Annotated in this window: 20 protein-coding genes; 12 read left to right on the top strand and 8 right to left on the bottom strand. The window is 39.3% G+C overall.

What is annotated here, in order from left to right:
* Positions 1-89 precede the first annotated feature (89 nt).
* The 4 genes from murA to guaB form a co-directional block, all read right to left on the bottom strand.
* On the bottom strand, positions 90-1,415 hold the full coding sequence (gene murA / locus L1283_RS24150) for a UDP-N-acetylglucosamine 1-carboxyvinyltransferase (RefSeq protein ID WP_070565984.1): 1,326 nt from the start codon (positions 1,413-1,415) through the stop codon (positions 90-92).
* Between the two features lie 210 nt (positions 1,416-1,625).
* On the bottom strand, positions 1,626-2,456 hold the full coding sequence (locus L1283_RS24145; protein WP_070565986.1) for a DUF4290 domain-containing protein: 831 nt from the start codon (positions 2,454-2,456) through the stop codon (positions 1,626-1,628).
* A 53-nt stretch (positions 2,457-2,509) separates the two neighbouring features.
* The gene (locus L1283_RS24140; protein WP_070565989.1) at positions 2,510-4,789 is read right to left on the bottom strand and encodes an ATP-dependent helicase; all 2,280 of its coding nucleotides are present in this window, start codon (positions 4,787-4,789) and stop codon (positions 2,510-2,512) included.
* A 143-nt stretch (positions 4,790-4,932) separates the two neighbouring features.
* On the bottom strand, positions 4,933-6,408 hold the full coding sequence (gene guaB, locus L1283_RS24135) for an IMP dehydrogenase (RefSeq protein ID WP_075993975.1): 1,476 nt from the start codon (positions 6,406-6,408) through the stop codon (positions 4,933-4,935).
* Between the two features lie 224 nt (positions 6,409-6,632).
* On the opposite strand from guaB, the gene L1283_RS24130 reads away from it, so the two are divergent.
* The 11 genes from L1283_RS24130 to rodA all read left to right on the top strand — a co-directional run bounded on the left by L1283_RS24130 (position 6,633) and on the right by rodA (position 19,988).
* On the top strand, positions 6,633-7,109 hold the full coding sequence (locus L1283_RS24130; RefSeq protein ID WP_120333382.1) for a hypothetical protein: 477 nt from the start codon (positions 6,633-6,635) through the stop codon (positions 7,107-7,109).
* A gap of 259 nt (positions 7,110-7,368) precedes the next feature.
* Entirely contained in the window at positions 7,369-10,350 is a 2,982-nt protein-coding gene (gene secDF, locus L1283_RS24125) for a protein translocase subunit SecDF (protein WP_075993976.1), read from the top strand.
* Positions 10,351-10,464: 114 nt separating this feature from the next.
* Positions 10,465-10,902: a MarR family winged helix-turn-helix transcriptional regulator gene (locus L1283_RS24120; protein ID WP_075993977.1), complete on the top strand. Its 438-nt coding sequence runs from the start codon at positions 10,465-10,467 to the stop codon at positions 10,900-10,902.
* 2 nt (positions 10,903-10,904) lie between these two features.
* The gene (locus tag L1283_RS24115; RefSeq protein WP_145328692.1) at positions 10,905-11,909 is read left to right on the top strand and encodes an NAD(P)/FAD-dependent oxidoreductase; all 1,005 of its coding nucleotides are present in this window, start codon (positions 10,905-10,907) and stop codon (positions 11,907-11,909) included.
* Positions 11,910-11,911: 2 nt separating this feature from the next.
* Positions 11,912-12,244 (top strand): 2Fe-2S iron-sulfur cluster-binding protein, encoded by a 333-nt coding sequence (locus L1283_RS24110; RefSeq protein ID WP_075993979.1) that lies wholly within the window; start codon positions 11,912-11,914, stop codon positions 12,242-12,244.
* A gap of 253 nt (positions 12,245-12,497) precedes the next feature.
* Positions 12,498-13,808 carry an NAD(P)/FAD-dependent oxidoreductase gene (locus L1283_RS24105; RefSeq protein WP_075993980.1) on the top strand — a complete coding sequence of 437 codons (1,311 nt, stop codon included), beginning with the start codon at positions 12,498-12,500 and terminating at the stop codon, positions 13,806-13,808.
* A gap of 441 nt (positions 13,809-14,249) precedes the next feature.
* On the top strand, positions 14,250-15,275 hold the full coding sequence (locus tag L1283_RS24100; RefSeq protein ID WP_046671815.1) for a rod shape-determining protein: 1,026 nt from the start codon (positions 14,250-14,252) through the stop codon (positions 15,273-15,275).
* A 91-nt stretch (positions 15,276-15,366) separates the two neighbouring features.
* Positions 15,367-16,209: a rod shape-determining protein MreC gene (gene mreC / locus L1283_RS24095; protein ID WP_075993981.1), complete on the top strand. Its 843-nt coding sequence runs from the start codon at positions 15,367-15,369 to the stop codon at positions 16,207-16,209.
* Positions 16,202-16,720, top strand: a complete 519-nt coding sequence (locus L1283_RS24090; protein ID WP_046671817.1) for a hypothetical protein — start codon at positions 16,202-16,204, stop codon at positions 16,718-16,720. Before mreC ends, L1283_RS24090 begins: the two co-directional genes overlap by 8 nt.
* Before the next feature lie 27 nt (positions 16,721-16,747).
* A complete protein-coding gene (mrdA, locus tag L1283_RS24085) occupies positions 16,748-18,730 on the top strand; it encodes a penicillin-binding protein 2 (RefSeq protein ID WP_120333379.1) in 1,983 nt (660 codons plus the stop codon).
* Positions 18,723-19,988 carry a rod shape-determining protein RodA gene (gene rodA, locus L1283_RS24080; protein WP_145328694.1) on the top strand — a complete coding sequence of 422 codons (1,266 nt, stop codon included), beginning with the start codon at positions 18,723-18,725 and terminating at the stop codon, positions 19,986-19,988. Before mrdA ends, rodA begins: the two co-directional genes overlap by 8 nt.
* Positions 19,989-20,090: 102 nt before the next feature.
* On the opposite strand, the gene L1283_RS24075 is transcribed toward rodA, so the two are convergent.
* From L1283_RS24075 to L1283_RS24060, 4 genes are read right to left on the bottom strand one after another with little or no spacing between them, the layout of a single operon-like run.
* Positions 20,091-20,945, bottom strand: coding sequence for a nucleoside phosphorylase (locus tag L1283_RS24075; RefSeq protein ID WP_145328696.1), 855 nt, complete (start codon positions 20,943-20,945; stop codon positions 20,091-20,093).
* Positions 20,942-21,559, bottom strand: a complete 618-nt coding sequence (locus tag L1283_RS24070) for an IMPACT family protein (RefSeq protein ID WP_145328698.1) — start codon at positions 21,557-21,559, stop codon at positions 20,942-20,944. The genes L1283_RS24075 and L1283_RS24070 overlap by 4 nt, the downstream gene beginning before the upstream one ends.
* Complete coding sequence (locus tag L1283_RS24065) at positions 21,556-22,425, bottom strand: EamA family transporter (protein ID WP_145328700.1); 870 nt, start codon at positions 22,423-22,425, stop codon at positions 21,556-21,558. Before L1283_RS24065 ends, L1283_RS24070 begins: the two co-directional genes overlap by 4 nt.
* Before the next feature lie 14 nt (positions 22,426-22,439).
* Positions 22,440-22,916: a thermonuclease family protein gene (locus tag L1283_RS24060; protein ID WP_120333375.1), complete on the bottom strand. Its 477-nt coding sequence runs from the start codon at positions 22,914-22,916 to the stop codon at positions 22,440-22,442.
* A gap of 573 nt (positions 22,917-23,489) precedes the next feature.
* On the opposite strand from L1283_RS24060, the gene L1283_RS24055 reads away from it, so the two are divergent.
* The gene (locus tag L1283_RS24055) at positions 23,490-24,317 is read left to right on the top strand and encodes a prephenate dehydratase (RefSeq protein WP_429626510.1); all 828 of its coding nucleotides are present in this window, start codon (positions 23,490-23,492) and stop codon (positions 24,315-24,317) included.
* The last annotated feature ends 90 nt before the right edge of the window (positions 24,318-24,407 follow it).

Genomic DNA, 24,407 nt, shown 5'->3' with positions numbered 1-24,407 from the left:
TATTTGATGCAGATATCACAAAAAAAGCCCCAGAATTTATATCCGGAGCTTCTTTTATCTTACGCTAGCACATAGGCTATTCGCATTAATTAATGACCTTTTGGTTCGGCATCGATACGTTTAATATCTGCTCCTAATTTACGCAAGCGTTCTTCGATATCTTGATAGCCACGTTCAATCTGTTCGATATTGTGGATCACAGATTTTCCTTTGGCAGATAGCGCTGCAATCAATAAAGACACCCCGGCACGAATATCTGGCGAAGTCATCTCAATACCTCTCAGGTGGTGTGATTTATTCAGTCCAATAACGGTTGCGCGGTGCGGATCGCACAAGATAATCTGCGCCCCCATATCGATCAATTTGTCGACGAAGAACAAACGGCTCTCGAACATTTTTTGGTGGATCAATACGTTTCCTTTTGCCTGAGTCGCCACAACAAGTACTATACTTAATAGATCGGGCGTAAAACCTGGCCAAGGTGCATCTGAAATTGTCAGGATAGATCCATCGATAAATGTATCGATTTCATACGATTCTTGCGCCGGAATAAAAATATCATCACCACGTAATTCAAACTTGATGCCTAAGCGCGAAAATACAGATGGAATAACGCCAAGTTCTTCGAAACAGACATCTTTAATGGTGATTTCTGAACCTGTCATTGCTGCAAGTCCGATGAAAGAACCTATTTCAATCATATCAGGCAACATGCGGTGTGAAGTTCCCCCCAGACGCTCTACTCCTTCGATGGTCAACAAATTAGATCCAATACCGGATATTTTAGCCCCCATGCGATTCAACATCTTACATAGTTGTTGTAAATACGGCTCACAAGCAGCGTTGTATATCGTTGTTGTCCCTTTTGCCAATACAGCAGCCATCACGATATTCGCCGTACCCGTTACAGAAGCTTCGTCCAAAAGGATATAACTTCCTTTTAACTCCGTTGCATCAACGTTAAAAAAATGGGTAGTCGCATCGTACACAAACTTAGCACCCAATTTTTCAAAACCCAAAAAGTGTGTATCTAATCGTCTACGGCCGATTTTATCACCCCCCGGTTTCGGAATAGCGGCTTTTCCGAATCGAGCCAACAAAGGACCGACAATCATGATAGAGCCACGCAATCCACCACCTTTTTCTTTAAATTCAGGTGACTGGAAATAGTCTATATTTATATCTTTAGCTTCAAAAACGTATGTGTCCTTATCTATGCGATCAATTTTAACACCTAAAGCAGCCAATAGATCGATCAACTTATTGACATCCTTAATATCTGGGATATTACTGATGGTCATAGGTTCTTCTGTCAGTAAAACTGCAGAAAGAATCTGTAAGGCCTCATTTTTTGCTCCTTGAGGAATAATCTCTCCCTTTAACGGTTTTCCACCGATTATTTCAAATGCGTTCATTTATATATAAGTGATATCTTCTTAGTATCTTATCCCGGTTCTTGTATTAGCCTTGGGATATTTAGCCTTCCGCCTAACATACCGGGATCGGAGACCAAAGAACCTTGTTTTTTTATAAAACAGCGCGATTCTTAAAAAAAGAAGGCAATTGTAAAGAAATCTGTTAATCACTTCGCAATTGCCTGCTTCTTTAAACAAAATCTTTAAGAACTAGCCTCGTTTATTATTATAATTACCCTGCGGCTTTCTGTTTCTGTTATTGTTGTTATTGTTGTCCCTACCGTAGCTGTTGTTATTATTATCCCTACTGTAGCTGTTATTATTGCTTCCGTAGTTATTGCGCTTCGTATTATTGTTGTTGTTACTTGTCATACGAGGCTTGCCTCCACCTTTCGACTGGTGACCGGAATTATTATTATTGTTATTGTTATTATTTCCGCCTGAGTTACTGTTAGCCGGACCTTTAACGCGATTTCCCGGAGGCGGAGTTTTAAAGTCAAGTTTGGTCAATACAGTACCTTCTGGTAAGGTCAATTGATAACCTGACAACTCTTTGAGATCCTGGATGATCAACTCGTCCGAAACAGAATCCTTATTCCAGGTCAGGTAAGCCATTTTCATAAAATTGGCGATACCGATAACCATCTGCTCTCTTTTAGCCTCGTCATTAGCCAATAAAGCCTTTTCAATCATTTTCTCTACGGTAAAACCATAGTGCTTGAATCTAATGGAATGCTGCGGATAGCCCAAATGCTCAACTTCGTGTTTCACACTTTTCGCTGTAGCAATTGGATAAGGTGAGTCAATATCCAATTTAAAATCAGAGATAATCTGTAGGTGATCCCACAGTTTATGTTTAAAATCAGACACGTCTCTCAAATGTGGGTTCAATACCCCCATCATATCGATTACAATCTGCGCATGTTTATTTCTTTCTTCCTTTGTGGGTAAAGTACAGATGTAATCTACCATATTTTGCACATTGCGACCATATTCTGCAAGGATCAATTTTGGTCTAGTGCTGTTGTAGTCAAAGTTCATATAGCTAATATAAGTACCTAATTAAACGATCAAGATGCCGTTTTGGTATTTTATTATTGAATTATTCTAAGTTTTGCAAATTTAAGCAACAATTGTTTCTGTCCCAACTCTTTAAAGAAAATAGTTGCTTTTATATCTCCTTTGTTTCCTTCGAGATTAACAACTTTCCCAAATCCAAAACGTTCATGTTCAACTTCCATGCCGACTTGAAGATTTGATGTATCTGAAGGAGCAAAACCCGCAGTAGGTTTGTGGGCTTTCGGTAGTATTGATGTCGTTTTAACCATCGGCTTAGGCTTAGGTTTAGAAAACGTATCATCACTATCCTTTTGTTGCCATGCAATTCGTTCGCCTTGAAAACTTCCGGCTGAGGCAGAAGTTTGTCGTGGTTTAAAATCCAATGCAAGACATGCCGGATTCAATTCATCCAAGAAGCGACTGGGTTCGCAGTTATTCAGCGTTCCCCAACGATATCGCGAAGTAGCATACGAAAGTAGTAATTTTTTTTCAGCTCTCGTAACAGCGACATAAAAAAGTCTTCGTTCCTCTTCCAATTCCGACCTGGAATTCAACGACAACTGGGAAGGAAATAGGTTTTCTTCTAAGCCTACAATGAAAACAATCGGAAATTCCAATCCTTTGGAAGAGTGGATGGTCATCAATGATACAGTATCAGCATTTGGATCTTTATCATTATCGTCGTTTGTCAACAGGGCGATATCCTGCATATAGACATCAAGTCCACGCTCTTCGATATCTTCCCGTTCCGAAAATTCCTTGATACCATTGAGGAGTTCCTGGATATTTTCGTAACGCGCCAGCCCCTCTACCGATTTGTCTTCATACAATTCTTTCAGAATACCACAGTGCTGCGCAATATGCATTGCCGTATCAAATGCGTTATTGTTTTTGGCAAGAGCCTGAAAACTCTGTATCATCTGTGCAAAACCACCGACAGAAGTTGCACTGCGTCCGTCTAGAAACTGGGCTGCATTTGCAACAACATCCCATATACGGTATTGATTCTGATCTGCAGCGATCATGATCTTCTCTATCGTCGTATCCCCTATCCCTCTACGTGGATAATTGATAACACGCTTTAGTGCTTCCTCATCATTTGGGTTGAAGGTGAGTCTGAAATACGCGATCAGATCTTTAATTTCTTTCCGTTGATAGAAAGAAGTACCACCGTATATTTTATAGGGGATATTAATTTTGCGCAAGGCCTCCTCCATTGCCCTGGATTGGGCGTTGGTACGATACAGAATAGCAAAATCTTTATAATTAAGTCCTTTTAACGATTTCTCTTCGATAATCTGGTCAGCAACGATCTTACCTTCCTCATTGTCAGAGAAAGCACGTGAAACCTTGATCTTTTCGCCCTCTTCATTATCCGAGAAAACATTTTTTTCCAATTGATTCTGATTATTCGCAATCACCGAATTGGCCGCATTTACGATCATCTTAGTCGATCGATAATTCTGCTCCAGTTTAAAGATCTTCACATCAGGATAATCCTTTTGGAAATTCAGGATATTCTGAATATTTGCACCACGAAATGCATAGATCGATTGTGCATCATCCCCAACCACGCAGATATTTTCGTTGACTGCTGCCAGGCGTTTGACAATAAGGTATTGGGAGAAGTTGGTATCCTGGTACTCATCGACCATCAGATAGCGAAATTGATGCTGATATTTATGCAATACCTCTGGATGCTTGTTTAACAAGACATTTGTTTTAAACAAGAGGTCATCAAAATCCATTGCTCCAGCACGGTAACAGCGTTGTGCATAGGTCATATAAATCTGCCCCAATTGACCACGACCATTGGAAATATCTTCGGCCAGTATGGCTTCATTCTTATTATATTCCTGCGGTGAGATCAAGTTGTTTTTTGCCTGTGAGATACGTCCATACACATGATTGACATTATACAGCTTATCATCGAGATTCATTTCCTTTAAAATGGCACGCAACAAACTTTTGGTATCGTCCGTATCGTAGATGGTAAAGTTTCTGGGATAACCGATCAATTCTGCTTCGACACGGAGTATCTTTGCGAATACCGAGTGGAATGTTCCCATCCAAATATTTTTCGCTTCGCTTCCAACAACAGAAACGATACGTGCGCGCATCTCTTTGGCAGCCTTGTTGGTAAATGTTAATACCAAGATATTGAATGGATCAACACCTTTTCGAATCAAGTGTGCTACACGATAGGTAATTACCCGTGTTTTTCCTGAACCAGCTCCTGCAACAATCATCACAGGACCTTCTGTTTGCTCTACGGCTCCTCGTTGTGAAGGGTTTAAACCCGCTAAATAATCCAAATTAACTCCTTAAATTTTAAAACCTGAGAATAGGGTATAAAAGTACAAATTTCCTATTGATCACTGGGGCTATCTTGCTAATATTTTTACACAAAAAAAACCGATAATCAAGATTATCGGTTTTTATATCATCCAAGCAACATCTAGCCTCTGCTGTTATAATTTGGTGCTTCCTTCGTAATGGAAATATTATGTGGATGGGACTCTCTCAACCCTGCTCCTGTAATGCGGACAAATTGTGCTTCCTGTAATTTTTCAATTGTTGCAGCACCACAGTATCCCATAGAAGCGCGTAATCCGCCAATATATTGATAAACGACCTCAGCTAATGTACCTTTGTAAGGAACACGCCCAACAATACCTTCAGGAACCAATTTTTTGATATCATCTTCTACGTCTTGGAAATAACGATCTTTAGATCCTTTTTCCATGGCTTCGATTGAGCCCATACCGCGGTAAGATTTAAACTTACGTCCCTCATAGATAATTGTTTCACCTGGAGCTTCTTCCACACCGGCGAATAAAGAGCCAGCCATAATTGTGCTTGCTCCGGCTGCAATTGCTTTTGCAATATCACCAGTTTGTTTGATACCACCATCTGCGATCAAAGGCACGCCAGTTCCTTTAAGTGCTTTGGCAACTTCATATACAGCATAAAGCTGAGGAACACCAACACCAGCAATAATACGGGTTGTACAAATTGAGCCCGGTCCGATACCTACTTTTACGGCATCTGCACCTGCTTCAGCCAAAGCTGTTGCTGCTGCACCGGTCGCAATATTTCCAACGATTACCTGTAGCTCAGGAAACTGCGATTTCACCAATTTCAACTTATCGATTACACCTTTAGAATGCCCGTGTGCCGTATCGATTGTAACCACATCCACACCTGCTTTCACCAAAGCCTCAACGCGATCAAGGGTATCTGGTGTAACACCTACTGCCGCACCAACCAATAAACGGCCATGGCTATCTTTGGCAGCATTGGGATAATGTTTATATTTTTGGATATCTTTAAAGGTAATCAAGCCTTTCAAAATACCTTCTTCATTAACGACAGGAAGTTTTTCGATTTTTTCGTTTTGAAGAATCTCTTCCGCTTTCACCAAATCCGTTCCTTCGGGAGCAACAACAAGATTTTCCTTAGTCATCAATTCGTTGATTGGACGACTCATATCTTTTTGGAAACGAAGATCACGATTCGTTACAATACCAACCAATTGGCCTTTTTCGTTCACAACAGGAATTCCACCGATTTTGTGCTCCTTCATAATATTGAAGGCATCACCCACAGTTGCTGTTGCCAATAACGTTACTGGATCCTGAATCATACCGCTCTCCGAACGTTTTACTTTGCGTACTTCAGCAGCTTGTTCTGCAATCGTCATGTTCTTATGTAACATACCAATACCGCCAGCTTGAGCAATCGCAATCGCCAAATCAGCACCGGTTACCGTATCCATTGCTGCAGAAACCAATGGAATATTTAATTTGATTTTTTTTGTTAGCGAAGTGCTCGTATCAACGTCACGGGGTAAAATTTCAGAATAAGCTGGAATTAATAAGACGTCGTCGTAAGTGAGACCTTCTGCTACGAATTTTTGTGGATCTAATTGCATGGCAAATATGTATTGGGTTTTCTATTTGCCAGGCAAATTTAAGAAAAATAAGCAATAATAAAAAATAAAAGATACAAATTACAATCGGAAGACAAATTAGAAACGTTATGAATTAAGCATTCATCTAGGGTACGTCCCAGCCTTTATCATTTTTTGGCAGGCTATTTGCTTTTGGTAACACGAAAAGTTATTTTAATTAATGAAAATATAAAGATAAGATAATTATGAAAAAGACATTACTCTCATTAGCTGCCGTCGCAGCATTAGCATTTGGCGCACAGGAAGCGAAAGCTCAGTCTCCTCAACGTGCAGCAATTGGTGTTGTGTTTGATGGCACTAAGCACGCTGATCTTTGGGGTGTTCAATATAAACAATCAATCGGAGGAGCTAACAACGGTCAAGCACAGGTGATGTTTGACGACCATGTTGTAGCAATAGGAGCTGACTGGCAACATGCTAGACCTTTCCGTGGAGCAGCTGGATTAGGATGGTATGCAGGTATTGGTGCACAGGCTACTTTCTTTGATATTGGAGATAATTATACAGCGATAAGCTTAAGACCACAATTAGGCTTGGAATTTAAAATTCCTTCAGCACCAATTGGATTTCACGCTGACTGGAAGCCAGATTGGCAATTAAACCATGGAAGTGATTTCCATGCGTCAACATTCTCGTTTGGTATCAAATACACATTGAGATAATATAAAACAACTAAACAGTATAAAAGGTCCTTCTCTATGTTGAGCAGGGCCTTTTTTTATAAATAAAATCAATAAATATTTCTTTTTTTCTTCAATTCTCCTATTTTTATGCCGTTGACCTGATTGGCGTAAATAAAACTTTTCATTCTACAAAAATTTTATACCTTTGCCATTCTTGGTAAAATGTGATTAAACGAGAACTAATTATCAATTACATAAACAGTATTTAACATTAAAATTAATACAATTATAACAGACGATGCAAGGTAAAGGGCTGATTAAACTTTTAGTGATAGTGGTGTCATTAGCGTGTCTATACTCCCTATCATTTACTTGGGTGACCCGCAATGTGGAACGAGATGCTGAGAATTTTGCCAAAGGAGACTTGGCGAAAGAGAAAAGCTACCTCGACTCAATGGCCGGTGAAGTAGTGTACAATTTAGGTTTTGCAAAATACACCTATCGGGAAGCCAAAGCAAATGAACTCGCTTTGGGATTGGATTTGAAAGGTGGTATGAACGTGACCATGGAAATCTCATTGGACGAATTGATCCGCAATTTGGCGAATAATCCAAAAGATGAGAAATTCAACAAAGCGTTGGAGCAAGCAGTAGCAAAAAGCAAAACGAGTGCAAAAACAGTCGTTGCTTTATTTATGGAAGAGTACAAATCCATCGGTGCTACAACTCCACTTTCGACATTCTTTTCAACAAAAGATAACGCTGCTCTAATTAAACCTGGTGATTCAGACTCCAAAGTTGAATCATTCCTTCAAAAAGAAGCAGACAATGCCATCCAAAACTCATACAAAGTACTTCGTACACGTATCGATAAATTTGGCGTTGCATCTCCAAACATTCAAATTCAACAAGGTACAAACCGTATTTTGATCGAATTACCTGGTGTGAAAGATGAAAGCCGTGTTCGTAACCTATTACAAGGTTCGGCTAAATTGGAATTCTACGAAACATATACAAACCAGGAAGTTTATCCAATACTGGAAAATATCGACAAAACTTTAGCATCAACGTTAAAAGCTGCTCCAGCTGCTACAACAAATACTGCCGCAGATACAAGCAAAAAATCAGATGATTTATTGTCTAATCTAACCGGTGGTAAAAAAGATGCTAAGAAAGACAGTGCTGCTGTAAATCTAGGTCAGAAAAATCCATTATTTGAAGTATTACGTCCAGCTGTTTACATGGGCGAAAACCAACAAATGGCACTTATGCCAGGTTCAATGGTCGGTATTGCTTCATTAAAAGATACGGCAAAAGTAAATGCTTACTTGCAACGTCCTGAGGTGAAATCAATACTTCCTGGAAACTTAAAGCTTTTATGGTCTGTTAAACCAGAGCAAAAAACACCTGAGCAACTATCATTATACGCCATTAAAGGGTCTGGACAGGACAATGGTGCTGTATTGACGGGTGATGTGATCACTGACGCAACAGCAAACTTTGATGAGAAAAATCAACCTGTGGTTGGTATGCAAATGAACAGTGAAGGTGCTCATCAATGGAAGAAAATTACAGCAAAAGCAGCTCAAAACAGAGATGCGATTGCTATCGTTCTTGATAATGTAGTTTATTCTGCTCCTTCTGTAAACGGTGAAATTCCAAATGGTAGCTCATCAATCTCTGGATCCTTTACGGTAGAAGATACCAAAGATTTGGCGAACGTATTGAAGGCAGGTCGTCTTCCTACAACGGCTAAAATCGTTGAAGAAGCTGTTGTGGGTCCTACTTTGGGTCAGGCTGCCATCGATGCCGGTGTAAATTCTGCTGTTATCGGTATTATCGTGGTAATGATCTTTATGATCGCTTACTACAATACGGCGGGTATCGTAGCAAACATCGCGGTATTGTTAAACGTATTTATCATTATGGGGGTATTGGCATCCTTAAATGCTGTACTGACCCTACCTGGTATTGCCGGTATCGTATTGACAATGGGTACTGCTGTCGATGCAAACGTTTTGATTTATGAACGTATCCGTGAAGAACTGGGCTTAGGAAAATCGATCCGTCAGGCTGTTGCCGATGGTTACAAACATGCTTTACCTTCCATCCTGGATTCGCAGATCACAACCTTCTTAATTGGTATTATCCTATTTTTATTTGGTAGTGGTCCGATCTTAGGTTTCGCAACAACGTTAATGGTGGGTATTATTACTTCATTGTTTACTGCGATCTTAGTTACACGTGTTATCTTTGAATGGATGTTAGCGAAAGATTTCAAAATCAAAGTCTCTTTCCCTTGGTCTGCAAACACTTTGCATAACGCAAACTTCAAATTCGTGCAGAAACGTAAAATCTTTTACGCGATTTCAATCGTTGCTGTGTTAATTTCTGCTGCATCAATTTTCACAAAAGGATTCAGTTTAGGCGTGGATTTCCAAGGTGGACGTACTTATACTGTTCGCTATGATAAACCTGTGGACTTAGAAGCTGTACGTACAAACTTGGACGATATCTTCAAGAAAACAACAGAGGTAAAAGTATTCGGTGCAGCCAATCAATTGCGTATTACAACAACTTACCATATTGAAGAAACTTCGGACACTGCTGATAAAGAAGTATTGGACAAATTAAACCAAGGTCTATCGAAAGTAGATGCTTCTAATAAACATGAGATTCTTTCGTCTCAAAAAGTTGGACCAAGTATCGCTACCGATATCAAATCTAGAGCAACCAGCTCAGCAATTTTCTCTATCATCATTGTTGCAGCTTACATCTTGATCCGTTTCCATAAATGGGAATATTCAGTTGGAGCAGCTATTGCAACAATTCACGATGCGATCATTTTATTGGGATTATTCTCTATCTTGGATGGTATCGTACCATTCTCACTTGATATTGACCAACACTTTGTAGCAGCAATATTAACCGTAATTGCTTACTCGGTGAATGATACAGTGGTTGTATTTGACCGTTTACGTGAATTCGTATCGAAACCAAATGCACATAATGAAGATCTTGGCGATGTCGTAAACCATGCGATCAACTCGACATTAAGTAGAACAATTATTACCTCATTGACAATCGTGTTTGTTCTTGCTGTATTGTTTATCTTTGGTGGTGAAGTTATCCGTGGATTCTCATTCGCGATCTTAATCGGTGTTATCGTAGGTACATATTCATCTATTATCTTAGCTGCACCTTCAGTATATGACTTACGTAAAGGAAAGCATTTGGCAGAAGGTAATACTGCTAAAAAAGCTGAAGTCGTAAGACCTTAATAGCTGATATCGATAAAATAAAAAAGGGCGTTCGAATGAACGCCCTTTTTTATTGCATTCAAATTACTTGTCACACTAAATATTTTAAATATATTTGTTGTACTAAATATTTGTATGCTAAACGAAAAATTTGACCGCTACTCCTTCATCTTGGACCAAACAGCCAAGAAAGTAAAACAGTTCGCCCAATCTTCTTTTGCCGAGAAAGGATTTGATATTACTGTAGACCAATGGACCGTTTTAAAGGCTTTATACGAAACAGATCAACTTTCACAAAAAGAACTGGCCAAGCGCTGCGGAAAAGACCAGCCCACACTGACACGGATCGTAGATATCCTTCTTAAAAAGAATCTGGCTGAGCGGATCACTGACGAAACAGACCGTCGGAGTCTATACCTCCATTTGACAGAAGAAGGAAAATTGAAAGTAGCATCGCTTACGCCAATTGTTACGGAGATTCGTATGAAGGCCTGGGAAAATCTAGCGGACGAAGATTTCGAAGCTTTCACAAGAATTTTGAATACAATATATAACAATTTAAATATAGAATAGCTATGATAAATACGGATATCTGTATCATCGGAGCAGGACCTGTTGGCCTATTCGCAGTTTTTGAAGCTGGGCTTTTAAAAATGCGCTGCCATTTGATTGATGTGTTACCCCAAGTGGGCGGTCAACTTTCGGAGATTTACCCCCATAAGCCTATCTACGACATTCCTGGTTATCCAAGTATCACTGCGCAGGAGTTGATCGATAAACAGCTTGAACAGATTAAACCCTTTGACCCCACATTCACCTTAGGCGAGCGCGTGGAACATATAACAAAACAGGACGACGGTTCTTTTATTATAGAAACCAATGATCATACGGTGGTTCATACACAGGTCATTGTCATCGCTGGGGGCTTAGGTTGCTTTGAACCACGCAAGCCCGAAATTCCAAATCTTCACCTCTTTGAAGGAAAAGGCGTAGATTATATGGTAAAAGACCCCACCAAGTACCGGGATAAAAAAATCGTCATTGCCGGTGGCGGTGATTCCGCGCTCGATTGGACCTTCCATCTCGCAGATATTGCGCAACAGGTCACTTTAATCCACCGAAGTGACTCCTTCAGAGGCGCTCCGGACTCGGCTGAAAAGGTTTTCAAATTGGCCCAACAAGGTAAGATCAACTTATTATTGTCCCACAATCTGACCAATATTCATGGCAATGACTACTTGTCTCATGTTGAAACAACAAATAAAGAAAAAGAAGTCACAGCAACAGATGCAGACTATTTTATTCCTTTATACGGTCTTACGCCGAAGCTTGGTCCAATCGCAGATTGGGGATTAAATATCGATAAAAATGCGATAGAGGTCAATACGCTTGATTACTCAACCAATATCGAACGGATCTATGCTATAGGAGACATCAACACCTATCCAGGCAAACTGAAACTCATTCTCTGTGGATACCATGAGGCTGCCCTGATGTGTCAAAGTGCCTTTAAATTTGTCTATCCCGATCAAAAATTGACATTCAAATACACCACTGTAAACGGTATAAATACTTTCTAGCCATGGACGATAATTTAATTCAAGTCACTGTTATTGATCGGGATGGGACCGAAAATATCCTGGAAGTTCCTACCGATATCAATCTTTCACTCATGGAGATTTTAAAGGCATCCGAATATGAAATTCTGGCCACTTGTGGTGGTATGGCGCTGTGCGCTACCTGCCATGTCGAAGTTGTCGAAGGCCTGCATACACTTCCCGAAGCGAGTGATCAGGAGCTCGACATGCTGGACACACTTCCGGATGCCGATGATCAAAGTCGACTTGCCTGTCAGCTGCATTTACAGAATACCAATAACGGCATGAAAATCAAGATCAAAGGCGCGCTACAATAGTGTCATCATTGTGTATAAAATACACAATGATGACACTATACATCTTTTTTTTTCAAAGGGTACAATGTACACTATAAAGAGCTAAAAATCAAACAACTACAAAACATATTATTGAAAGAATTAGCCTCTTTACAATAAAATTCACAACATATCAGCATAATAAATAAATATTTTTTAGCTTTTTGAGCCAAAATTTAAGATATTTGCAGCTTAATTCGATTGTACCGAATTTTTACAACAAACTATTAAAAATATGCCAAGCAATAGTTCAAATAGAAAATTCCCAAGAGTAATCATTATTGGTGCTGGATTTGGAGGAATTGAAGTTGCTAAAAAGCTTAAAAATAAGGAAGTTGAAGTTCTGTTGCTGGACAGAAATAACTTTCATACTTTTCAACCATTGATGTACCAAGTTGCCACGGGCACTCTTTCAGCGGACTCCATCTCCTTCCCTGTTCGCAAAATGTTCAAAGGCCAAGACAACTTTCATTTTAGACTTGCTGACGTAAAAAGCGTAGACAATGAGGCTAAGATTGTAAGAACAGATGTTGGTGATTTTGACTACGATTATTTAATTGTTGCGACAGGTGCTACCACGAACTTCTTCGGAAATCAGCAAATCACGAAATATGCTTTGCCGATGAAAAATATACAAGAAGCATTAAATATTCGAAGCTATGTTTTACAGAACCTCGAAGAAGCAGTACGAATAGAAAACCCTGCTGATCGTAAAGCTAATTTGAACTTTGTTATTGTTGGGGGTGGTCCAACAGGTGTAGAACTTTCGGGGGCAATCGCAGAGATCAAAAACAATGTTCTTGAGAAAGATTATCCAGAATTGAAAAAATCTGAGATGTCGGTTTACCTGGTTGAAGGACTTCCAAAAGTATTGGCCAACTTATCTGAAAAATCTTCTAAAGATTCAGAAAAGTACCTCAAAGATTTGGGTGTAGAAGTATTATTGAATGTTCAGGTAACTGGATATGATGGCAATTCAATTACTTTCGCCGATGGCAGAAGTATCGAAACAAAAACTGTTATCTGGGGAGCAGGTGTAGCTGGGCAGTATCCGAATGGTTTCAAAAAGGAGATTATCCAACGTGGTAACCGTATACAGACAGATGATCAATGTCGTGTTATCGATATGCCAGGTGTTTATGCCATTGGTGATGTTTCGGCATTTATCACAGATGACCTTCCTCGCGGCCTACCAGGTGTTGCACCGGTGGCTCAGCAACAGGGAGCTTATGTTGCCAAACACATTCTTCAAACAATGTCCAATCAACCAACTGAGAAATTCAACTATTTCGACAAAGGGTCCATGGCTACGGTAGGTCGTAATAAAGCTGTCGTTGACATGGGAAAAATCCATTTCAATGGATTCTTTGGCTGGATGACCTGGATGTTTGTCCACTTGATGTCCATCTATGGATTCAGAAATAAATTGATCACATTCGTAAACTGGTCGATCAAATTTTTCACCAAAAACAGTGGTGTGCGTTTGATCTTCCACAAATATGATGAGCCGACTCCGGAAGAACAACAGGCTGAAACAGCCCAATAACTTTCAATTGGAGTTTAGATAAACTATTTCAATACCCCGACAGCGCCATTATCCCAAACGATAATGGCGCTGTTTTTTACCTCTATTTTACCTGTTTAATCCATTCGCTAAAAACATATAACAACAGCGTGTAGGAACCCTTCGAAACAACAGCCCTCTCCAGATAGTTGTCAAAACCACCTTTTCCCGATTGGATTCTTTCTTCTCGCGGTCAATGATTTCAAAAACACCGGCTTAATTCTTTTTTAACACCGCATCCAATTAAAAATAACTTCACCTAGGACGTAAGAATTACAGATTATATTCGTTAAATTTAAAGACAGTTTTTTCCAGATAGAATTTACTTTCAGAATGTAGTTTTTTTTGATGTATAACCTCAAAAAGATTAATTTTTTTTGTGTAGGTTTGCATATTATTTTAAAATAGCTTAAGGATTAGCAGATGGGCTTATTTAATTGGTTTACGCAAGAAGTTGCGATTGACTTGGGTACTGCAAATACCCTAATAATTCATAATGACAAAGTAGTAGTGGATGAACCTTCTATTGTTGCATTTGACCGCACCACAAACAAAGTGATCGCCATTGGTCGCCAGGCCATGCAAATGGAGGGTAAAACACACGACAATATAAAGACAGTACGTCCTTTACGTGATGGAGTAATCGCTGATTTTACGGCAGCTGAACACCTGATCAGAGGTATGGTAAAATTGGTAAACAATGGTAAGAGCTGGTTTTTCCCTTCCCTACGTATGGTTGTTTGTATTCCTTCCGGTATTACGGAAGTAGAGAAACGAGCTGTGCGTGATTCAGCAGAAATTGCGGGTGCCAAAGAAGTCTATTTAATTCACGAACCCATGGCTGCTGCTGTAGGAATCGGAATTGACGTGGAAGAACCAATGGGTAATATGATTATCGATATCGGTGGTGGTACCACTGAAATTGCTGTCATCGCTTTATCGGGTATTGTATGTGACCAGTCCATTCGTGTTGCTGGTGATAACTTCGACTCTGACATCGTTCAATACATCAGAAGACAACATAACATCATGATCGGTGAACGTACGGCTGAAAAAATCAAAATTGAAGTGGGTGCTGCTCTACCTGAATTGCAGGAACCACCGGCAGATTTCGCTGTTCAAGGCCGTGATTTGATGACAGGTGTTCCTAAGCAAATTACTGTTTCTTACACCGAAATAGCGCATTGTCTAGATAAGTCCATTTCAAAAATTGAAGAGGCGATCTTAAAAGCACTTGAAATTACCCCACCAGAATTATCAGCGGATATTTATCAAACAGGTATTTATCTTACCGGTGGTGGTGCATTATTGCGCGGTTTGGACCGTCGTATACAAGCGAAAACTAAACTTCCAGTACATATTGCCGAAGATCCATTACGTGCTGTCGTAAGAGGAACTGGTATTGCACTTAAAAATATTGGACGATTTAAATTCTTGATGCAATCATAACGTTCGATAATTAATAACAATATTTTATTAAAGAGCGATATAATATGCAAAACTATTATATCGCTTGCTTATTAAATACCCACATTAAAAAATGAGAAACCTTTGGTTATTCCTGAGACGATACAATGCATTCTTCTGGTTTATCCTATTTTTTGGATTCTCGTTATTTTTGGTGATCACCAACAATTCTTTCCAACGTAATTCTGTTTTAAATTCTTCAAATAGTATCATCGGAGGCCTGTATGCAAAGGTCAATTCCTGGAAAAGCTATCTGCACCTCGGGGAGACTAATGATGCACTTGCAAAGGAAAATGCACAATTAAGAAAGGACTTACAAGCCTATCGATCAACTGACAGCATCAAGATTGGTCCTGTCCCAGCAATCGATAGCAGTGAGTTTGGGCGTTACGAATTTATTATTGCGAATGTCATCAACAATAGCATTCACCAAAAGGCAAATACGATTACACTCGATAAAGGCAGTAAAGATGGTATAGAGCGAGGTATGGGTGTTATCGCTCCCAACGGGGTAGTTGGTATTGTATTGAATGTTTCCCCTAACTTCTCTACCGTTCAATCCCTATTGCATCCAGATACGCGTATATCCGTTACACTGGGCCACACCGAGGTCTTTGGCTCGTTGGTATGGGGCAATAGCATGGATTACCGCGCGGCAATGGTCAAGGAAATTCCAAACCACATCAAAGTCAACAAAGGAGATAAAGTGTATACCTCCGGATATTCAGGACATTTTCCAAAAGGAATTTTTGTCGGAACGGTCATTCAGACAGGTATTTCTTCAGGAGATGCTTTTTTGGATCTTAGATTATTGTTGAGCACCAATTTCTCCAATTTGCAACATGTCTACGTTGTAAAAGACCTGTTAAATAAAGAATTAAAGACACTAGAAGAATCGACAAAGGACAATGGCTAGGATTTTAATATTTAATATTATTCGATTTATCGTTTTGATAGGCATGCAAGTTTTCCTATTTCAAAATATCGGTTATTACAATCTGGTCGCTGCATTTCCTTATATCTTATTTATTTTTTTACTTCCGACAGGAACACCTAATTTCCTGGTGTATTTGATCGCATTTCTTACGGGACTTACCGTAGATTCATTTTATGATACCCTTGGTGTCAATACCGCAGCCTGTGTTGCATTGGCAGCCTTCCGTATTTTCTTCATGAAAATTACGCTCGAAGTTGAAGAACGCGAATCTTTTTTTACCCCGATGTTGGGCTTCATGAATATTCGCTGGTTCTTTTCCTACATCTTTTTCGGAACATTGATCCATCATACATTTTTGTATCTCTTGGAATCTTTTTCCTTCCAGCACATCCAATACACCTTATTGAGTATAGTTTTAAGTTGTATATTTACAGTAATTATCATGCTATTATTTAGCATATTATTCTACAAAAAGAAAGATCGGTTGTAGTAGATCGATGGATAGAAATTCATTTCTATGAACAGTTTTTTTGCGCGTAAGTACGTCGTTTCGGGAATCTTTATTGCCATCACATTGACCTTGGTGGCTCGCTTATTCTATTTACAGATCATAGACGATTCCTATATACATTCCGCAAACAGCAATGTCATGCGCAAGGTCATTGTGTACCCGGCCAGAGGGGTTATATTGGACCGAAAGGGAAAGGTATTAGTTCAAAACGAACCGGTATATGACCTTATGGTTACTCCACGTGAGGTGAAAGAAATCGACACCGCTTTGTTCTGCAAATTGATAGACATTGACAAGGAAGGCTTTATTAAACGGATGGAAAAGGCAAGAGTACACTCCCCTTACCGTGCATCCATTTTTGAAAAACAGCTTTCTGTACGAACATGGGCCCAATATCAGGAATACCAATATCAATTTCGTGGTTTCTATGTCCAAAAAAGAACAATCCGAAGTTATCCCGACAGCATAGCTGCTCAATTTTTGGGTTATGTGAGTGAGGTAAATGATAAAGATATTGAACGCTCCAACGGGTTTTATCGTAGTGGTGACTATATTGGTCGCAGTGGGGTAGAACGTTCTTATGAAGACCTTATTCGCGGAAAACGTGGTGTCAACAACTTAATGGTTGATGCGCTGAACCGCCCGAAAGGGGTATTTATGGAGGGGAAATACGATACACTTGCTGTTGCAGGGGAAGGACTGGTTTCCTCTTTGGATAAGGACCTCCAGATTCTAGGGGAAAACCTCATGAAAAATAAATTGGGGTCCATTGTCGCTATTGAACCTGCAACAGGTGAAATATTAGCGTATGTAAGTAGTCCGAGTTACAATCCAAACATGATGGTTGGAAGACAGTCTGGCAATAATTATATGAAATTATTGAAAGACGACACCAAACCGCTTTTTAACCGTCCTATTCAAGCCTCTTACCCCCCAGGCTCTGTATTTAAGGTTGTTTCAGCACTGACTGCGCAGCAGGCCGGTGTTATTGATCGCAATACGGTATTTTTCTGCCCGCATGGATATAGCTATGGTGGTGGACGCGGCTGGATGGGCTGTACGCACTATCATGGATCAACTACATTACAGCGATCTGTAGCTGTATCATGTAACACCTACTATGGATTTACCTATGCTAAGATGATCGACGGACGTGGGCTTTCGGGACCTAAGGCTTACGATCTATGGCGCAATGCAGTAACACAGTTTGGAATTGGCCATAAACTAGGCATTGATCTGCCGGGTGAAAAACCAGGTTTACTACCTACGTCAGATTTTTATACCAAACGCTATGGAAACGATAAATGGCGTTCAAGTTTCAACATCTCCTTATCTATTGGACAAGGGGAAATGGGTATAACCCCCTTGCAAATGGCCAATATTATGGCTATCGTTGCCAACAAAGGTTTTTATTATAGACCCCATCTGATTAAAGGTATTGGCGCACAGAAAATTGCCAAGAAGGAATTCACCGAAAAAGTCAGTGCCGGCGTGGATGAGCGGTATTATCCGGTTGTTATCCAAGGGATGAGTGATGCTGTCAATACGCCCGAAGGTACCGCATGGGCCAATCGTATCCCAGGCATCGAAATGTGCGGAAAAACGGGTACAGCACAAAACCCACACGGAGAAAACCATGCCGTTTTCTTTGCTTTTGCGCCTCGAGAAAACCCTAAAATTGCCATTGCTGTCTTTGTTGAAAATGCTGGTTACGGTGGAACCTGGGCAGGACCTATCGCAAGTATGATGGTTGAGAAATACCTCAAAGACACGATAACTGCACCAAAATATATTCAGGACCGCATTTATAAAGCGAATTTTCTTCCTGCACCAAAAAAGGTTGTCGATCCAAAGGCCAAAGAAGTAAAGAAAACGGACTCAGTCAAATCGAAAACCGACACTTTAAAATCGAAACGTCAGCTGGCGGCCTTAACAAAACCAAAGGAAACAATTGTTCACCATAGCGAGATAAAGAGAAGATATGAATAATCAAAAAACTAGTTTCTTTGGAAAGATAGACTGGCTAACCATCACTCTTTGGCTTGCGCTATGCTTAATTGGCTTATTCAATATCCGTGCGGCTGTATTTAATCCTGAACTACCCAATTTCTTTACCTTAGGAACCAATTATGGAAAACAATCTTTATATCTTGTTTCTGCAATTATTCTAGGAGTATCCATTCTGATCATAGACGCGAAATTTTTCAGTTCCGCCTCACCGATATTTTATGGTATAACAGCTGTCCTGCTTGTCATCGTGCTCGTTGTAGGACGAAATGTCGGCGGAAATCAGGCATGGATTGACTTAGGCTTTTTCCGCTTGCAACCTTCTGAGTTTGCAAAACTTTCAACCTGTCTGCTCTTGGCTAACTTTTTAAGTTCTCAAAGTAATAAAGCTCCGACTATGCAGACACTGGCAATGGGAGCCGGTATTGTCTTATTCCCTGTATTTTTGGTGATGTTACAACCCGATACGGGATCTGCCCTTGCGTTCTTTTCGTTGATTTTTGTCTTTTACCGTGAGGGCTACGTAAATAATGAGCTACTTATATTTGGCGGTCTTTGCATTTTACTTTTTGTCCTTGCTTTATTGGTCAAGCCATGGATACTTATCTTGATTTTAGCATTACTCATTGGCCTTGTCATGTGGAACTACCGCAAGAGAAGGAAATACATTATTAATCTAAGTATACTTTTTGCAGCCTGTGCTGTATTTGTTCTCTGTGTAGACTTGGTCTATGAACATGTCCTACAACCCCATCAACGCGACCGTATTGACATTATCCTAGGCAAAATGGAAGACCCTAAAGGTAAAGGATATAATTTGAATCAGTCGAAGATTGCAATTGGATCGGGGCAGCTTCTAGGCAAAGGTTACTTACAGGGAACCCAAACGAAATACAATTTTGTGCCTGAGCAGAGTACGGACTTTATTTTCTGTACCGTTGGAGAAGAGTGGGGATTTGTTGGATCGGTTACCTTATTACTTATCTATCTCACCTTACTGCTACGCATTATTCATATCGCCGAACGACAGCGTTCAGCCTTCGCCAGGATATATGCATACGGTGTAGCGTCCATCCTCTTTTTTCACTTATTTATCAATATCGGTATGACAATAGGTATTGTTCCGGTTATCGGAATTCCGCTGCCTTTTATCAGTTACGGTGGTTCATCCTTATGGAGTTTCACCATTTTACTGTTTATCATGCTTAAATTTGATTCAAATAGAAAAGGAGTTGTCTAAAAACAACTCCTTTCCTATTTGTAGCCTTATTTAGTTTTTCTCAACTCTTTTACTGCATCAATTGAGAAAAAAAAAGTCTCCCTTGCCTGCACAGACAAACGGTTAAATACGCTCCAAAACGAGCTGTATAGCTTTATCCACAACTTCTTCAGGTGCGGAAGAAAACCGGCCATCTACCCGACTTGCCAAAATTGCATTGATGGATAAAGCCTGATGTCCAAACATGTTAGCCAATGCATAAATACCAGCTGTTTCCATTTCCAGGTTGGTGAAACGCTGATCTTTATATTGAAAGGAGCTGATCAAGTTTATAAAATTGGGAATCGTATTAGTTGATCGGACAGTCCTTCCCTGCGGAGCATAAAATCCGGGCGCAGTCAAGGTTACTCCCTTCGGTAAATCAAAGGCTATTCGATCCAGAAGGCTTGCGCCAGCTTTTGCAACGTAGGGCTTTAAGTTTAATGCGGAAAAATATTCGGCTAGCTCAACCTGAAGCGCCTGCTCCTCGCCATCGTAAGATCCCTGATAATAGTTCATCAATGCATCAAGACCTATTCCATATGCAGAGGCCAAAATAGTTCCCATCTCAACATCTTGTTGTACCGCTCCAGAAGTTCCAATGCGAATAATATCCAATGAAGTCAGCGAAGTCTTTACGGTTCTATTGGCAAAATCAATATTCGCCAGCGCATCCAGTTCATTCAACACAATATCTATATTATCAGTACCTATACCTGTTGAGATTACCGTCAACCGTTTATTTCCCAGATAGCCAGTATGCGTAATAAACTCACGCTTCCCTTTTTTGAGTTCAATACGATCAAAGTGTTTCGAGACTTTCGCTACACGGTCTGGATCACCGACCGTAATTACTGTACTTGCCAGATCTTCCGGCAACAAATTCAGATGATATATACTGCCATCTGCGTTTAAAATCAATTCCGATTCGTTGATCATATCGTATATAAATAAGTTAACTGACAACCTTCTATTTTGGAAAACCGATCAACAACTCGATTGACTTGCATTTTTCGGACTTCAAACTCCAAATAACACTGATTATCAAATTCCTGCTTTTCAACTTCGACGCCCTCTTCCTTTATGATCCGCATAATATCATTCATATGGAGGTAATCGAAGGTAATACCATAATGGTCATTCACTGTACGCTTGATAATTTCTGCTTGGGTCAAAGCATCTTGGGTTGCTGATTTGTAGGCATTAATCAAGCCTGGGACACCCAATAATGTACCACCGAAATAGCGAACGACAATCACGATAACATTGGTTACATCCATCGACAGGAGAACGTTCAAAATTGGGCGTCCTGCTGTCCCCGACGGTTCTCCATCATCATTCACACGAAAAACAGCACGATCTGGCGTGAGACGATAAGCCCAACAATGGTGTCTAGCTTTCGGATGAATCGCTTTCACTTCCAAGATCAGATCTTTTAATTGGTCTTCGGATTTAAATGGAAAAGCATAAGCAATAAATTTACTGCCCTTATCCCTAAAAATTCCCTCGTATTTTGCATCAATAGTCCGGTAAGTATCTTCAAATAAACTCATAGATATGCTATGATTAAAACTGAAACAATAGAAAGCGCTATGCCTAAATAATTCAATAATGATAACCTTTCTTTAAAAAATAAGACGCCAATTAGAGCGCCCAATGAGATCACACCAATATTCATCCCAGTAAATACGACTGATGGATTGTCTGGTAGGGCACGATGCGCTTTCATATAGAATAGGATATTACAGAAGTTAAATACTCCCAAAACCAATCCATATCCCACAGCTTGCCTTGAAAAACGTTGCTTTTCCACAAAAAGGAAATACAGCAATAGCACCATTGCAATAAACATCGCCATCACAAAGATAATAAACATGGAACTGATATAAGGTATAATAACATGCAAGGCGACCTGTTTGAAGAGGATATCAATTATACCCATACCGATAAATACCAATAATGGATAAAGTGCTTTATAACGACTATCAGCCATCGAGCTATTGTGCTGATTTTTTTGCCAGCCAATAGAACATAAGATGGCTAATAAACCAAGGGCTATTCCGAGCATCTTATGTCCCTCCATTTTTTCATGAAAGAAGAAAAATGATGCAAGCAGGGGAATAAACAACGATAGGCGTTGTGCAATCTCTGTCTTGACCAAACCACTATAGCGAATGGACAAAGCTATAAAAACAAACATCCCTGGAAGTAGTATCGCCAGACTCGTATACAACGTAACCGGCATAGCATCCCATACGAGCGATTTTAGATCCGGTTGCAATACAAAATAGGTCAGCGCAACCGCCATGGGGTAATTCCAAACAATAACTTGTTTAGTTTCGACTCCATTTTGTTTTGCCAATTTTAATAAAACAGCAACGGTTACGCTGCAGATGACACTTAATAAAACAAAAATCATGATTCAAAATTCATTTATTTCCAAAGGCCACGTTTCTCCTGACGAGCCTGACGTTCCAATTTTACAAATAAATCTGCATATTGTACATTTGGTGCTAGTGTATAGGATACTGCATACCCCTGTTCAACCAAATCCCGATTGACGAATTTCTTTCCAATATACACATAGGCAAGAAGTCTTCCATACCGATCCCGTTTTCCAACGTCAAAGACTAACTTTACACTTTTTCCATTCAGCATTGCCGTTAAATACTGCTTTGCTTCTTGACCATAGTAACCGATTTCCTTGCGTGCTGTCCGTCTCGTTTCCGGGGCATCTACCCCTATCAACCTAACTTTCTCCCCTTTTGAGGTTCCATTTTCAATGACAAAGGTATCACCATCGATAACACGCTTTACCCTCGCTTCTTTTTCCTCTCCTTTAAAAGTAAAACCTGTCAATAAAAAACAGATCATACATCCACATACATAAAAATTACTTCGTTTTAGCATAAAATCCAGCGTTTGCCCAAAGGTAGTAAAATACTTTTTCAACAAAACAGTCAAAAAAAACGGAAATATTAATATTAAAAACACATAAATTTAATGCAAAAAAAACAGTAAAAAATCACATAAAAACACAATTATTTTCAATATAAAAAATAACACTAAAACATAATTTACTATAAAAAAAAACAACAAAACAAAAACTTAAGCAACTAAACAACAATACAATATCAACATTAAAGCAAAATAAACACTTTAAAAACATCACAAATAAATCACTAAAAATTAATCAAAAAAAACCACATAAAAACACATAAAAAAATCATTAAATTAACTCAATATTTATAATAAAAAATTATTTTTTTTCTTTGATATTTCAAAAACATTCGTACATTTGAAATGTCAAACAACAACAGGATGAACAGAACGTATACATATTTCTATTTTAACTTCTTTTATTTTAAAAATAAGAGCCGGGATTAGATTGTGTATAAATCATAAAAAATACAAACAAGAAGAGTCCCGGTTCAAATGATCGGGACTCTTTTTTTTGGAGACAACATAGCGAACAAAAAAACAATGAGTTTAAAAATTGCAATACAGGGAGCAAAGGCTTCATTTCATGAAGAGGCCGCATTTAAATTTTTCGGAAGAGAAGTTGAAATTGTAGAATGTGATTCATTTAAAAAAACTTGTGAATTGCTGAAGCAAAGAAAAGTCGACTATATCGTTATGGCGATCGAAAATTCAATTGCGGGAAGTCTATTACCGAATTATAATTTATTGAGAGATTACAAGTTCCATATCACTGGGGAAGTTTACCTAAACATTCAACAGAATCTCATGGTACTGCCAGGCGTTAAGTTAAAGGATATTAAACACATCGAATCGCATCCAATTGCCATTCGCCAATGTGAGGAATTTCTTTCTGAACTTGAAGGTGTACGTATAACCGAGGGATCTGATACCGCTGCAACTGCGAAAATGATTGCGGAGCGAAAATTAACGGATACTGCTGCAATTGCTGGGACATTGGCTGCTGAAATCTATGGTCTTGAAATATTAGAAAAGAGAATCGAAACCAATAAAAAGAACGCAACGCGTTTCCTCGTATTATCTAATGAAGTTGTCGAACATAAGAATGCCAATAAAGCATCATTATCATTCCAAACAGGAAATACAGTAGGATCCCTGGCGACTATTTTACAATGCTTTGCCGAACAGAATATCAATTTGAGCAAAATTCAGTCAATGCCGGTAATCGGAAAACGCAATGAATATGATTTTTTCGTTGACGTAGAATGGAAAAAACAAACAGACTACGAAGCAGCAATACGTAAAGTACTCAAACATAGTGTCAATTTCAATATTATGGGCGAGTATGTCAAAAACGAAAAACTATATTGACCTATCCTTTTGCTAAATAATTTAGTTTTCTTATCTTTAGGTGATTAAATTTAGGTATGGTAGGCAATAAAGAAAAAGAGTTGAGTTTGT

Source organism: Sphingobacterium sp. HSC-15S19 (assembly GCF_050433745.1).
In the GTDB taxonomy this organism is placed as follows: Bacteria; Bacteroidota; Bacteroidia; order Sphingobacteriales; family Sphingobacteriaceae; genus Sphingobacterium; species Sphingobacterium siyangense.
This window is presented reverse-complemented; position numbering and strand designations above follow the sequence as displayed.